This window comes from Capnocytophaga sp. H4358 (genome assembly GCF_002302515.1).
Taxonomy (GTDB): domain Bacteria; phylum Bacteroidota; class Bacteroidia; order Flavobacteriales; family Flavobacteriaceae; genus Capnocytophaga; species Capnocytophaga canis.
In genome coordinates, this window is record NZ_CP022380.1 from 1,423,054 (window position 1) to 1,436,157 (window position 13,104).

General features: G+C 36.6%; 16 protein-coding genes. All 16 read left to right on the forward strand.

Annotation, left to right across the window (positions count from 1 at the left end; genetic code table 11):
• Positions 1-106 precede the first annotated feature (106 nt).
• The 16 genes from CGC49_RS06105 to murD all read left to right on the forward strand — a co-directional run bounded on the left by CGC49_RS06105 (position 107) and on the right by murD (position 13,104).
• Complete coding sequence (locus tag CGC49_RS06105; RefSeq protein WP_002664579.1) at positions 107-493, forward strand: HU family DNA-binding protein; 387 nt, start codon at positions 107-109, stop codon at positions 491-493.
• Positions 494-894: 401 nt separating this feature from the next.
• Positions 895-1,371 carry a hypothetical protein gene (locus CGC49_RS06110; protein WP_232745156.1) on the forward strand — a complete coding sequence of 159 codons (477 nt, stop codon included), beginning with the start codon at positions 895-897 and terminating at the stop codon, positions 1,369-1,371.
• A gap of 27 nt (positions 1,372-1,398) precedes the next feature.
• Positions 1,399-1,752 carry a DUF4260 domain-containing protein gene (locus tag CGC49_RS06115; RefSeq protein ID WP_095912122.1) on the forward strand — a complete coding sequence of 118 codons (354 nt, stop codon included), beginning with the start codon at positions 1,399-1,401 and terminating at the stop codon, positions 1,750-1,752.
• Between the two features lie 4 nt (positions 1,753-1,756).
• Positions 1,757-2,203 carry a GyrI-like domain-containing protein gene (locus CGC49_RS06120; protein WP_095912715.1) on the forward strand — a complete coding sequence of 149 codons (447 nt, stop codon included), beginning with the start codon at positions 1,757-1,759 and terminating at the stop codon, positions 2,201-2,203.
• 147 nt (positions 2,204-2,350) lie between these two features.
• Entirely contained in the window at positions 2,351-3,166 is an 816-nt protein-coding gene (locus CGC49_RS06125; RefSeq protein ID WP_095912123.1) for a DNA alkylation repair protein, read from the forward strand.
• 103 nt (positions 3,167-3,269) lie between these two features.
• Positions 3,270-3,830 (forward strand): DUF1697 domain-containing protein, encoded by a 561-nt coding sequence (locus CGC49_RS06130; protein WP_095912124.1) that lies wholly within the window; start codon positions 3,270-3,272, stop codon positions 3,828-3,830.
• Positions 3,831-3,866: 36 nt separating this feature from the next.
• Entirely contained in the window at positions 3,867-4,616 is a 750-nt protein-coding gene (locus tag CGC49_RS06135) for a hypothetical protein (protein WP_157909007.1), read from the forward strand.
• Positions 4,617-4,749: 133 nt separating this feature from the next.
• Positions 4,750-5,232: a putative immunity protein gene (locus tag CGC49_RS06140; RefSeq protein ID WP_095912126.1), complete on the forward strand. Its 483-nt coding sequence runs from the start codon at positions 4,750-4,752 to the stop codon at positions 5,230-5,232.
• A 49-nt stretch (positions 5,233-5,281) separates the two neighbouring features.
• A complete protein-coding gene (locus tag CGC49_RS06145; RefSeq protein ID WP_095912127.1) occupies positions 5,282-6,733 on the forward strand; it encodes a UDP-N-acetylmuramoyl-L-alanyl-D-glutamate--2,6-diaminopimelate ligase in 1,452 nt (483 codons plus the stop codon).
• A gap of 63 nt (positions 6,734-6,796) precedes the next feature.
• On the forward strand, positions 6,797-7,519 hold the full coding sequence (locus CGC49_RS06150; protein WP_095912128.1) for a CPBP family intramembrane glutamic endopeptidase: 723 nt from the start codon (positions 6,797-6,799) through the stop codon (positions 7,517-7,519).
• Between the two features lie 21 nt (positions 7,520-7,540).
• Positions 7,541-8,077 (forward strand): GNAT family N-acetyltransferase, encoded by a 537-nt coding sequence (locus tag CGC49_RS06155; protein WP_095912129.1) that lies wholly within the window; start codon positions 7,541-7,543, stop codon positions 8,075-8,077.
• A 120-nt stretch (positions 8,078-8,197) separates the two neighbouring features.
• Complete coding sequence (locus tag CGC49_RS06160; protein WP_095912716.1) at positions 8,198-8,746, forward strand: transposase; 549 nt, start codon at positions 8,198-8,200, stop codon at positions 8,744-8,746.
• A 108-nt stretch (positions 8,747-8,854) separates the two neighbouring features.
• Entirely contained in the window at positions 8,855-10,069 is a 1,215-nt protein-coding gene (gene mraY / locus CGC49_RS06165; protein ID WP_095912130.1) for a phospho-N-acetylmuramoyl-pentapeptide-transferase, read from the forward strand.
• A gap of 54 nt (positions 10,070-10,123) precedes the next feature.
• Positions 10,124-11,137: a Fic family protein gene (locus CGC49_RS06170; protein ID WP_095912131.1), complete on the forward strand. Its 1,014-nt coding sequence runs from the start codon at positions 10,124-10,126 to the stop codon at positions 11,135-11,137.
• Between the two features lie 32 nt (positions 11,138-11,169).
• The gene (locus CGC49_RS06175) at positions 11,170-11,715 is read left to right on the forward strand and encodes a hypothetical protein (protein ID WP_232745157.1); all 546 of its coding nucleotides are present in this window, start codon (positions 11,170-11,172) and stop codon (positions 11,713-11,715) included.
• Between the two features lie 54 nt (positions 11,716-11,769).
• The gene (gene murD, locus CGC49_RS06180; RefSeq protein ID WP_095912132.1) at positions 11,770-13,104 is read left to right on the forward strand and encodes a UDP-N-acetylmuramoyl-L-alanine--D-glutamate ligase; all 1,335 of its coding nucleotides are present in this window, start codon (positions 11,770-11,772) and stop codon (positions 13,102-13,104) included.

The window sequence follows — 13,104 nt, forward strand, 5'->3', positions numbered from 1 at the left end:
AAAATGAAAATCAATGCCGTATAATGTTTAAAAATATTATCTTTGTTAGCCATAGGACATACAAGGTATTCCTTAATAAATGTATCATTTCTAAAAATTTTCAATTATGAGCATCAAGTACAAAGTTATCGAGAAAGGGCAACCGGGCGTTGCCGGAGGCGGAACCAAAAAGTTTTATGCCAATGTAGTAACCGAAGGAGAGCTATCGGTAGATGATTTGGTAAAGCAAATCGAGAAATTTTCCGCTCTTAGTGAGGCGGACATTCGCGGGGTGATTATCGCTTTGGAAAATGTAATTCAACAAGGATTAGCCGATAGCAAAATCATTCGTTTGGAAAAACTCGGCAGTCTATACCCTACGCTCAGCAGTAATGGAGTAGCTACCGAAAAGGAGTTTACGGCTAACCAGATAAAATCCGTCAGTGTGAATTATCGCCCAGGTACCCGCATTGTAGAAGCAATGAAAGCAGCAGGTTTCGAGAAGAAAAAATAGTTTTCATAAAAACCAGCAGCAGTATTTCTAAAAACCAAGCGTGGTTTCACCTAAAACCACACTTGGTTTTATTTCAAACTTGCCGTGCTTTTGCCCAAAACCTGCGGTGGTTTTTTCCGTAGAGATAGGAAAACATCGTCTCCACACAAAGAAATCTAGGTAGGAGCAAATAACCATTTATCTAAAACTTATGAACCATAAAAGTAAGGGTAAAACATTTTTCACTCCTCAATGTAAGGGCAAAACATTTTTTGCCCCTCAATGTAAGGGTAAAACATTTTTGCCCCTCAATGTAAGGGTAAAACATTTTTGCCCCTCAATGTAAGGGTAAAACATTTTTGCCCCTCAATGTAAGGGTAAAACATTTTTTACCCCTACTTTGGCTATATTTTATCATCACAATGTCGGTGTACTTACTGATGGTTTTTATTACCATCTCCACACTGAACCGCCTTGCCAACGGACTGGATATTATTGATGTCCTTCCCTTTTACGATAGCGAATATGTGGTGCGTCTTTTGGAATATTTAGAAAGTGAGGGCAGACATTACTATCTGTACAGGCAATTACCCATTGATATGATATACCCGCTACTTTATGCCTTTACTTACAGACAGATATTAAAGCATTTCATTGATACATTGAACTTTAAAAGAGGAAGATGGGTGATCTTTTTACCCATTTTGGCGGCAGTGTTTGACTACTTGGAAAATATCGGCATCGGCATATCGCTTTACCGCTTTCCGTCGCTTTCGGATACCATTTTATCGGTATTGCCTTTTTTCAGTTTGCTAAAAAATCTCTTTGTAGTACTGTATCTGTTAGCATTTTTCGGATTGGGAATTATGGTTTTGGTGAGAAGAAAGAAAAAAATATAAAAATAAATCATCATAAAAAGGTAAATTATGAAAACACTTTTAAAATTAGAATACATCGCTCTTTTTGTGTTGGGCGTTGTGATGTTTGGGCAATCAGAATACGAATGGTGGTGGTTTTTAGTGCTATTCTTCGTGCCTGATTTGTCTATGGTGGGCTATTTGGCAAATCCTAAAATTGGGGCAATGTTTTATAATTTTGCTCATCACTTCGGGACGGCTGTTATTGTTTTTATATTAGGTAAGTACTTATCTATAAATGAATTGACATTGGCAGGAGATATTCTCCTAGCTCATTCGGCTTTTGATAGAATCTTAGGCTTTGGACTCAAATACAGCGATGATTTTAAGAATACTCATTTGGGAAAAATTGGAAAAAAATAAAAATATGACACACGAATTTAAAATTATAGGCATAGCGGTACGCACAACCAATGCCAACGGACAAGCCGCAACAGATTTGGGCAAACTTTGGGGACAATTTATGAGCGACACCATTTCAAAAATCCCGAATACCATTTCGGGGGAAATTATCGCCATTTACACCGATTACGAAAGTGATTATCAAGGAGCTTATACCGCGATTATCGGAAAGAGAGTCAGTTCGTTAGACGAAATTCCAAACGGAATGATTGGGCGAGAATTTCCTGTTACAAAATTTCAGAAATTCATTGCCAAAGGAGAAATGCCCAATGCCGTTATGCAGACTTGGAAAACCATTTGGGAACAAGATGAAGTGCTGAATCGTGCCTACCAGTACGATTTTGAAGTGTATGGTGAAAAATCCCAAAACGGCAGTGAGTCCGAAGTGGAGGTTTTTCTGAGTGTCAAATAAACAGCTCAAAAATGAACACCTACATCGCACTCATTAGATGTTTTATAGTAAAAAGAGCCTTGCATATTTTGAGAAAGTAAATTTTAAAAGTGCCTCCTCGTATGAGAGATACACATCGTTTAATTTTTAAAAAGGAAAATAGATAGTATGAAACCTGAAATACAAAACCGCAAAGGAGCAACAAAACTTGAAAACATTCCGAAAGAAGTGTTGGAATTATTAAACGAGGGTAGGATAGCAAGTGTTAATTTAACCGAGTGGCTTGCTGTAAATCATACGGCTTTGGTGGCTACGGTGTTCCCCAAAATAGGGATTTCAAATGCGAATATTTCTGAAATTCAAGAGCTCATAAAAAATCAAAAAAAGCCGTCAACGATGAATACCATCAAGTTGATTGGAGCGTTTCTTTACGGGAAATACGCAAAATCAACGGATTATTTAGCTGTTTTTGAAAAAATAGCCACACATTTGTCTGATTCGGTGCGTTGTTATGCCACTTATTTTATGGCTCTGAATACCGATTTTTCGCTTGAAAAAAAGCTCGGCTTGCTACAGCCGTTGGTGGCAGACAAGCATTTTGGGGTGCGTGAAGTGGTTTGGATGGCACTCAGACCTGAATTGAGCCAAAATTTGGCATTTTCAATTGATTTTCTATCGGTTTGGGCAGAAAATAAAGATGAAAATATCCGTCGTTTTTCTTCGGAAGCCTTGCGTCCGCGTGGGGTGTGGTGTTCGCATATCGAGACCTTGAAAAATTCACCTGAATTGGCATTGCCTATTTTGGAGAAATTAAAATCGGATTCGGCTAAATATGTGCAAGATAGCGTAGGCAATTGGCTGAATGATGCAAGTAAATCTCGCCCCGACTTTGTACAGGAGTTGTGCAAGCGTTGGGAAAAAGAAAGCCTTACAAAATCAACGCAATATATTATTAAAAAAGCTTTAAGAACACTTTCAAAATAGAAAGGTAAAATATTGTAAGAGCGTATTGCGTACGCTCGATAATGTAAGGGCAAAAAATATTTTGCCCCAACAATGAAATAGTAAATGGTAAAAAACCAAAAATATGAACACCTATATCGTCTTTTTGCGTGGTGTGATGCCCACAGGGAAAAACAAAATTCCGAGTATGGCTTTTCTGAAAGAAATTTTGGAAAAAGGCGGTTTTGTGAATGTAAAAACTTATATTCAGAGTGGAAATGTGGTCTTACAAACGGAGCTTTCCCCTGCGGGGGTGAGCGGGAAAGTGCATCAGCTTATCAAGGAAAATATTGGAGCCGAACTTCCTGTGATTGTAAAAACCGCTGATGAAATGAGGCAAGTTTTAAACGAAAATCCGTTTAGCGAAAACCACGACATCAAACGCGTTTTCTTTACCCTTTTTAATGACGAGCTACCGCAACCATTGGCAAAGGAACTCAAAATGCAGGATTTTGGCGAGGAAAAATTTGACTTTACCGAAAAAGCAATATATATGTATATCCCAACCGATGCTAGTCGTAGCAAACTCAGTAACAATTTTTTGGAAAAGAAACTGAAAATTACCGCTACCACACGCAATTTGAATACATTGAGTAAGTTGGTGGCAATGGCGGAGGAAATGGGAGATAAATTTGTGATACAATAACAAATGTTTAATTTCATAAACAATCAATTTAATAACATGAGAAAATATATAAAAAAAATAACGAACGTAAAGGTCATTGTTTTTATGATAGCAACAGTGATATATGTAATACTAGAAATTTTTATGGATGTGTCTTTTCTAAAAAACAATATTACCATCATAATAATGTTACTAATAAATATGTGGGGAATGCTTATTTATATTGTATTTCCACAAGAAAAAAGCCTAGAAAAAATCGAATATCTAGTAAAAAAAATAGAGGATAGAAATTTAATTGTGTTTGATAATAGAAATAGTATTTTTGAATCTTCTAAAAAAGATATAAGACAAGCAAATGATACGATAAAAGTTACTAGCTTCAAAAAAAATACAGATGATGAAATAATTAGTGATTATTACGATGTTTTGCATGAGAGTATTAAAACTAAACAAAATTTGACTTATAAATGTTGTTTTTCGAAAGGAGTCTCTTTTGATTCAAGAAAAAAATCTATTGAAAGGAAATCATTACAAGATAACGATTATGAAAAGATGACTTTCTACAAGGTTAGTCATAATTTTGTTTCTATGATAAATATGTTAATAATAGATGATAAAATTGTTTATTTAGGTTTTTCTCCTGTTTCAAGAGATTCTGCTATGACTTTTGCTATCAAAATAGAAACATCAGAGCTAGGAGATTCTAATAGTGATATTGTCCAGAAAATATCTAGTTATTATGATAATGTTTTGAATAGCAATTGTAAAAAAATATATCGTGGTAAAGAATTACTTAAATTAAAATAGATTAAAATTCACCGCTACCACACGCAATTTGAATACATTAACGAAGTTGGTAGCGTTGGCGGAGGAAATGGAAAATTAATTCGTACTATTAGGAGACGGATATATCCGCTTCGATGATAACAAAAATGAAAAAATGGATTTTTATAAATATCAAAAACCTGTCGGAAAAATAGAAGATATTTCTGCATTACGCGATGAATTCATCACGATTTTCGACACCAAAAATCGTCAGGAAATTGTGCTATTCTGTCTGTCATTAGCACAACATCTCATAGATTTTACAAAGTTTGAGCCTTGCGATGAAATGTTATTGGCTTTTGAGGCGATGAAAGAATGGCTTGATGGAAAAACCAATTATCATAAAGCAAGAAACATAAGTTTCCAAATCAGCAGATTAGCAAAAGAAGAAAGTGATGTAGCAAAAGTAAAATTTTACCGAACGATGGCTCAAATTGCTGCAAGTCCGCACACCAAATTTCACGGATTATGGGCAACAGATTTCGCAATAACTCTTATCAACAAACTGTTTCCCAACGATGTGGAAGCAGTTAGAACAGAAAGAAAAAAACACATTGCTTTATTGAAAGTATCTTGTTTCGACAACAACAAAAAGTAATATTTTCATAAAAACAATACATTTTTCTATTACATAAAAACCAAAAACTATGAACCTAAAAGATATATTACAAAACATAGAAATCATCTCCCTTTCGGGAGAAATCAATACCGAAATAGGCGATTTGGTGCAAGACTCACGGTTAGTTAAGCAAGGTGATGTATTCATTGCTATAAAAGGTACGGCATCAGACGGACATCAATTCATTAGCAAAGCCATCGAAATGGGAGCAAAAGTCATCGTTTGTGAGGAGATTCCGCAAGAAACTATTTCGGAAATCGTTTACATAAAGGTAAAAGATACTACTTCTACTTTGGCAACAATGGCGAGTAATTTTTATGGAAATCCGTCGGAAAAACTCAAGTTAGTGGGGATAACAGGTACAAACGGAAAAACCACCACCACGAGTTTGCTGTATCAGTTGTTTAGAAAAGTGGGCTACAAAGTGGGACTGATTTCTACCATCGCCATTTATGTTGATGAGCAGAAGTACGACACCAAAAACACTACACCCGACATTCTTACATTGAACAAATATCTGAAAATGATGGTCGATGCAGGTTGTGAATATTGCTTTATGGAAGTCAGTTCGCACGGCGTGGAACAGCGTCGCATCGAAGGGCTTACCTTTGCAGGAGGCGTGTTTACGAATTTGACGCACGACCACCTCGACTATCATCAGACCTTTGCCAACTATCGCGATGCCAAAAAGAAATTTTTCGACCGATTGCCCAAAACCGCTTTCGCCCTGACCAATACAGACGACAAAAACGGAAGCGTAATGCTCCAAAATACCAAAGCAAAAAAGAAATCGTACGCCCTAAAATCCTTTGCCGATTATCATTTGCAGATATTGGAAAATCAGTTTTCGGGCTTGGTGCTAAAAATTGACGGACAGGAAGTTTGGACAAACCTCATCGGGCAGTTCAACGCTTATAACCTGTTGGCGGTCTTTGCCGTAGCCGATTTGCTCGGACTTGATAAAATGCAAAATCTAACTGCTTTGAGTACGTTGCAATCGGTGGGCGGACGTTTTCAATATTTTGTTTCCAAAGACAAAATTACCGCCATTGTGGATTATGCCCACACGCCCGATGCCCTGCAAAACGTGTTGGATACGATTAACAACATTCGTACCAAAAATGAACAACTTATCACGGTGGTGGGTTGTGGAGGCAATCGCGACAAGAGCAAACGACCTTTAATGGCGGATATTTCCACGAAGGAAAGTTCGCGAGTGATTTTTACCTCTGACAATCCGCGAGACGAAGACCCACAAACCATTTTGGACGAAATGGAAGCTGGGGTTCAGGCAGAAAATTACAAAAAGTTCGTAACCATAGCCGACCGCCGTCAGGCAATAAAAACCGCCTGTCAGTTTGCTCAGTCGGGAGATATTATTCTCATTGCCGGCAAAGGACACGAAACCTATCAGGAAATCAAAGGCGAACGCACTCATTTTGATGATATGGAGGAAATTAGACAATTTTTGACCCCGTAGGGGCGTATCGCATACGCCCAATAATGAAAATAATAGGCATACGCCTAATAACAAGTTAAAAAAATGATAAAAATTTTAGCCGAATCTTTTTTGCAAGTTGCTCTGTTGCTTCCTTTTGCAATTTTATTTCTGAAAGAAAAAAGCAAAATCAATTTTCTGCGATTATTGATTTTTGTAGGTTGCTATATGGTGTATCAGCTTTTTCTCGTGCTTCCAAAAATCTTAGCGTTTGACATAGTAGAAAGCCGTTGGAATTGGGAAGGAAAAGCATTGGGTGTGATTTGTGGAATAAGTTGTTATTTGATTTTCAGAAGGTATTTTAGAGAAAATGATTTTTTCACAATAAGGCAAAATAAAGAAAATTTTAAACCAACTCTCGTTGTAGCGGTGGGAGTGGTATTATTATCAACTGTGGTTTGGTTTTTATTGGGTAAATCGGAATTTGATATGGAAACATTGGCTTTTCAAATATCCTTACCGGGAATTGATGAGGAGATAATGTTTCGCGGAATATTACTTGGACTTTTGGCTTCCTCATTGAAAGAAAAAACAGCTTTTGTAGGAAATCCGAGTGTTTTATTAACAGCAATTTTGTTTGGATTTATGCACGGTTTGACTCTTGATAAAAACTATGCGATTGATTTTGAACCTATTTATTTTATACAAACTGCTTTTGCAGGATACCTTTGGGGATGGATAACCCTAAAAAGCCGAAGTATATTATTAGCGATTTTGTCCCATAATTTCAGTAATTTTTTGGGAACATTAGCCACAATGATTAAATAACCCATTCATTATAAACAAAATATGAAACTAATCATAAACGAAATATTATATCTCGAATTGGCACAATTATCTGATGCTGAAACCATTTTCAACACAATAGACACACAAAGAAAATATTTGGGCGAGTGGCTTCCGTTCGTTTCTTTTATAAAAAATCTTGCTGATGAAGAAAATTTTATAAAATCGGTTTTGGAAACGATGGAACAGACCAAAGAATATGTGTTTTGCATTCGAAAAGAAGGCAATTTTGTCGGGCTTATCAGTTTTATCAAAACGGACAAACTCAATCAAAAAACCGAAATCGGTTATTGGATTTCAGAAACATACCAAAAACAGGGCATCGTAACGAAAGCCACTAAACGAATGTGTGAATTTGCCTTTACCGAAATGGGAATGAACCGCGTACAAATCCGTTGTGCCACTGAAAACATTGCAAGTAAAAGCATTCCGAAGCGATTGAACTTCATTTTTGAAGGCATCGAACGGCAAGGCGAACGCGTTTCTGAAAATGCATTCCGAGATTTGGAAGTGTACAGCAAACTGAAAGAGGAATTTTAACCCCGTAAGAGGGCGAATTACCATTTACGAATGTAGGGGCGTATTGCATACGCCCAATAATAATGAAATAAAAAAGGGCATATGCAATACGCCCCTACGACAACAAAAAACAAATCAACGATGAAAAAATACAACTCCGACATACACAAGAGGCGTTCGATTCGTCTGAAAGGATATGATTACAGTCGTGAAGGGTTATATTTCATTACGATTTGTTGTCAAAACAGAGAACATTATTTTGGTGAAATTGTAGATGGTAAAATGCAATTGAATGAAATAGGAAAAATTGCCTATAATGAATGGATAAATACGGAAACAATTCGCAAAAATGTGGTATTACATTCATTTGTGGTGATGCCAAATCATTTTCACGCCATTATAGAAATCACCCACCAATGTAGGGGTGTATTGCATACGCCCAATGATATAACATTGCATACACCCAATGATAATGAAAAAGGCGTATGCAATACGCCCCTACGGTCACCATCGCAAACATTAGGTGCAATTGTTCGCGGTTACAAATCGGTGGTGTCGAAAAAAATAGGATTTTCCGTTTGGCAACGGAATTATTACGAACACATTATCCGAAATGAGGAATCGTATTTTAAAATTCACGAATATATCGAAAACAATCCCGCAAAATGGGAAGAGGATTGTTTTTATTAATAAAACAATGTAGAGGCGTTTGCGTACGTCCAAACAAATAATTTTAATAAAAAAATAATCATAAGGGCGTAAGCATTACGCCCCTACAACAACAAAAACAATTTAAAAATGTTATATTATCTATTTGATTACTTAGAAAAAGAATACAATTTGGCGGGAGCAGGATTGTTTCAATACCTTTCGTTCCGTGCGGGGATTGCGGCGATTGTCTCACTTTTAATTGCTACAATCTTCGGAAAGAAAATTATCCGTAGGCTGTACGCACTTCAGGTGGGGGAAACCATTCGTGATTTAGGTCTGCAAGGACAGAACGAAAAAGCAGGAACACCTACAATGGGAGGCGTGATTATCATCTTGGCAACGCTTGTGCCGGTGCTTCTATTTGCTGATCTGGCAAATGTGTACATCATTTTACTTGTAGTTTCAATGATTTGGATGGGAATCATCGGGTTTGCGGACGACTACATCAAGGTTTTTAGAAAGAACAAGGACGGACTTAAAGGCAAATTCAAAGTTTTGGGACAAATAGGTCTCGGACTTTTTGTCGGAGCGATGCTTTATTTCAACCCTAATGTAACCGTGAAGAACGAAAGCACAAAAGCAAGTACAGTAACCGAAGTTCAAATTCAGCAAGAAGAAATAAAATCTACCAAAACCACCATTCCGTTTATGAAAAACAACGAATTTGATTATGCCGACCTGATTTCGTGGGCAGGTGAAGGAAGTAAAGACTGGGTTTGGGTGGTTTTTATTCCGATAGTTATTTTAATTGTGACGGCAGTCTCCAACGGAGCTAACCTCACCGACGGAATTGATGGACTGGCAGCAGGAAGTTCAGCAATCATTGTGCTAACACTTGGGATTTTCGCTTGGGTATCTGGGAATATCATTTTTTCGCAGTACCTCAACATAATGTATATCCCCAATGTAGGAGAAATGACCATCTTCATCGCTGCATTTGCTGGGGCTCTCATCGGATTTTTGTGGTATAACACCTATCCTGCTCAGGTTTTTATGGGCGATACAGGTAGCCTGACCATTGGGGGGGTAATTGCTGTGATTGCCATTTCAGTTCGTAAAGAATTGCTCATTCCGTTGCTGTGTGGTATCTTCCTGATTGAAAATCTATCGGTTATGATGCAGGTTTCTTACTTCAAATACACAAAAAAGAAGTATGGCGAGGGCAAACGCATCTTCCTGATGTCACCTTTGCATCATCATTATCAGAAAAAAGGCTATCACGAAAGTAAAATTGTGATGCGATTCCTAATTGTGGGCATCATTCTGGCAATAATGTCCTTCGTGACCTTAAAAATTAGGTAATCGAAGTTCAGAAAGAAAATCAAACAGACAATCAATAATAAAATTCAGAGCAAAATGGATATTTTCGAGGAGTATCTGCAACAAGGAGAACCCAATAAGCGCGAAAAAGCAAACGCTTGGAATACTGCTATTGGTTTACAAGAGGTTGATGGCATAAAACCATCGGACTATCTGATAAAAACAGCAAAGCAGAATATTGAAGGAAATATATCTATCGAAGAAGCGAAGCAACAAATAAACAACTACTATCAGCAGCAAAACTTTAAAAATGAAGAAAATCGCACAGAAGAAGCTGATAAAGTTTCTGTTCGCATTGCGGAAATATTAGGCGAAAATACTTTTTCATTCTCGCCCATAGAATATATGAGTATTCACCGTCGATTGTTTGAAGGGATTTATCCACACGCGGGGAAAATCCGTACCTACAACATTACCAAAGCCGAATGGGTGTTAAATGGAGAAACCGTGATTTATGCAAGTGCCGAAAATTTAAAACAAACTTTGGATTATGACTTTGCTCAGGAAAAAATATTTAGCTACAAAGGGTTAAACAAGCAACAGATTGTTGAGCATATCGCACATTTCATTTCTTATCTGTGGCAAATACACATTTTTGGAGAAGGAAATACGCGGACTACGGCTGTTTTTCTTATAAAATATCTTCGAAAATTAGGATTTAAACAAATAAATAATGATATGTTCGCTCGTCATTCGTGGTTTTTTCGTAATGCTCTTGTCAGAGCTAATTATGAAGACTTGTCACAAGGAATACATAAAACCGATGTTTTTTTAATCCGATTTCTATCGAATTTACTTTTAGGAGAAAATCATATGCTTAGAAATCGAGAAATGCACGTTCACTTTGAACCTGTAAACACACAAAATGAACCTGTAAATGACCCTCTATTGTTGCTCATTCAAAAGCAGCCAAATATTACTATCAAGCAAATAAGTGAGATTTTAAAAATAAGTATTAGTACAGCGAAAAGACGTATCCAAGCATTTAAAGAAAAAGGAGTTATCTATCGCGTGGGGAGTGACAAAACAGGTATTTGGAAATTAAAGTAAAAACGATTAATAATTTTAACATAAAAGAAAAAATGAAACAAAAAATACTATTTATCATACTTTGTGCAAACATCTTTGCCTCGTGTGAGAACGTCAATCAATTGGTAAATAATATCAGTAACGAAATATCGGAAAGCTCTGAACGCATTGAGACAGAAATTTCTAAAAGTACAAACCAAATTAAAGACGAAGTTTTAAAAAACGTCAATTTGGAAGCCATCACCAACGAGTTACTGAACGTTAAACATCTGGAAAGTATTGAAAATGTAGCTTTAAAAGTAGTTGAATATCAAAATATTGCCGAGAGAATTTCTCTTCTGCAAGAAAACATCACTGGAGGAGAGTTAGGAGCGTTGGAAATACTCGCAATCACGCAGTTTACTAAAAATGCTCAGCAAGAACTTATAAAACTAAAGGAAGGAAATACCTCAATTGAAACCAAACAGAAGATAGATTCTCTTTTAATTAACTATGAAAATGTTTTAAACAACTATTCTCAGCAAAATATAAGGGGAAATAGTGAGTTTAATAATCGTTTTCAGGAAGATATGGAAGAAGACGAAGACTTTGATAACTAACTTAACAATCAATGTATGAAAAATGACATCGATTTATAGTTCAAAATATAAAAAATGAAAAAATTAGTAATTTTAGGAGGAGGCGAAAGCGGTGTTGGGGCTGCAATTCTTGGTAAAAAGAAGCATTGGGATGTGTTTCTGTCTGACAAAGGCAAGGTAGCAACCAAATATGCTGAGGTACTCAATCAACATACCATTCGATGGGAGGAAAATAAGCATACCGAAAGTGAAATCCTCTCAGCAGATTGTATCATAAAGAGTCCAGGAATTCCTGATACGGTAGAAATCATCAAAAAAGCAAAGGAAAAACATATCGAAATCATTTCCGAAATTGAATTTGCTTATCGCTATACCAAAGGGAAGATTATTGCCATCACAGGTAGCAACGGAAAGACCACCACAACCAGCCTAACATATCACATTCTGAAAGAAAGCGGACTGAATGTGGGCGTAGCAGGGAACATCGGGAAGAGTTTTGCTCAAATGGTAGCGGAAGATGATAAAGAATATTATGTTTTGGAAATCAGCAGCTTTCAACTGGACGGAATTACGAGTTTTAAGCCGCACATTGCCATTTTACTGAACATCACCCCCGACCATCTGGACAGGTATGACTATAAAATGGAGAATTATATCGCATCGAAATTCAGAATTACTGAAAATCAGACCGAAGATGATTATTTCATTTACGATGCTGATGATCCAGTGATAGAGCAATGGCTTGAAAAAAATCCCATTAAAGCAAAAAAATTGCCTTTTTCATTGGAAAAAGAAATTAAACAGGGTTCTTATAATCACAAAAATACAATAATAATTACGATTAATAATCATATGGTAGAGATGAATACAGAAGAAATTGCAATTAAAGGAAAACACAACGTGAAAAACTCAATGGCAAGTTCCGTTGCCTCACATCTTTTAAAAGTTCGTAAAGAAAAAATTCGCGAAAGCCTAAAAGGTTTTATTGGTGAACCACATCGTTTGGAGTTCGTTAAAACTGTAGAGGGTATAACTTACATAAATGACTCTAAAGCTACTAATGTAAACTCTGTTTTCTTTGCTTTGGACACAATGAAAACGCCCGTAGTGTGGATTGTAGGTGGTGTGGACAAAGGGAATGATTATTCTCCTTTATTGCCTTACGTTCACGAGAAAGTAAAGGCCATTGTATGCTTAGGAATTGACAATAATGCCATTTTACAATCTTTTGGCAACATTATTCCCAACATAGTGGAAACAAAAAGTATGGAGGAAGCCGTAAAATACGCTCGTAGATTTGCCACTGTAGGAGATACAGTGTTATTAGCTCCCGCTTGTGCAAGTTTTGACCTATTTGAGAACTATCAAGACCGCGGAAATACGTTTAGAAAAGAAGTAGAAAAACTATAA

Excerpts from the sequence above, each read along its gene's own strand:
- CGC49_RS06105 (WP_002664579.1), top strand. The coding sequence starts at position 107 with ATGAGCATCAAGTACAAAGTTATCGAGAAAGGGCAACCGGGCGTTGCC.
- CGC49_RS06110 (WP_232745156.1), top strand. The coding sequence starts at position 895 with ATGTCGGTGTACTTACTGATGGTTTTTATTACCATCTCCACACTGAAC.
- CGC49_RS06115 (WP_095912122.1), top strand. The coding sequence starts at position 1,399 with ATGAAAACACTTTTAAAATTAGAATACATCGCTCTTTTTGTGTTGGGC.
- CGC49_RS06120 (WP_095912715.1), top strand. The coding sequence starts at position 1,757 with ATGACACACGAATTTAAAATTATAGGCATAGCGGTACGCACAACCAAT.
- CGC49_RS06125 (WP_095912123.1), top strand. The coding sequence starts at position 2,351 with ATGAAACCTGAAATACAAAACCGCAAAGGAGCAACAAAACTTGAAAAC.
- CGC49_RS06130 (WP_095912124.1), top strand. The coding sequence starts at position 3,270 with ATGAACACCTATATCGTCTTTTTGCGTGGTGTGATGCCCACAGGGAAA.
- CGC49_RS06135 (WP_157909007.1), top strand. The coding sequence starts at position 3,867 with ATGAGAAAATATATAAAAAAAATAACGAACGTAAAGGTCATTGTTTTT.
- CGC49_RS06140 (WP_095912126.1), top strand. The coding sequence starts at position 4,750 with ATGGATTTTTATAAATATCAAAAACCTGTCGGAAAAATAGAAGATATT.
- CGC49_RS06145 (WP_095912127.1), top strand. The coding sequence starts at position 5,282 with ATGAACCTAAAAGATATATTACAAAACATAGAAATCATCTCCCTTTCG.
- CGC49_RS06150 (WP_095912128.1), top strand. The coding sequence starts at position 6,797 with ATGATAAAAATTTTAGCCGAATCTTTTTTGCAAGTTGCTCTGTTGCTT.
- CGC49_RS06155 (WP_095912129.1), top strand. The coding sequence starts at position 7,541 with ATGAAACTAATCATAAACGAAATATTATATCTCGAATTGGCACAATTA.
- CGC49_RS06160 (WP_095912716.1), top strand. The coding sequence starts at position 8,198 with ATGAAAAAATACAACTCCGACATACACAAGAGGCGTTCGATTCGTCTG.
- mraY (WP_095912130.1), top strand. The coding sequence starts at position 8,855 with ATGTTATATTATCTATTTGATTACTTAGAAAAAGAATACAATTTGGCG.
- CGC49_RS06170 (WP_095912131.1), top strand. The coding sequence starts at position 10,124 with ATGGATATTTTCGAGGAGTATCTGCAACAAGGAGAACCCAATAAGCGC.
- CGC49_RS06175 (WP_232745157.1), top strand. The coding sequence starts at position 11,170 with ATGAAACAAAAAATACTATTTATCATACTTTGTGCAAACATCTTTGCC.
- murD (WP_095912132.1), top strand. The coding sequence starts at position 11,770 with ATGAAAAAATTAGTAATTTTAGGAGGAGGCGAAAGCGGTGTTGGGGCT.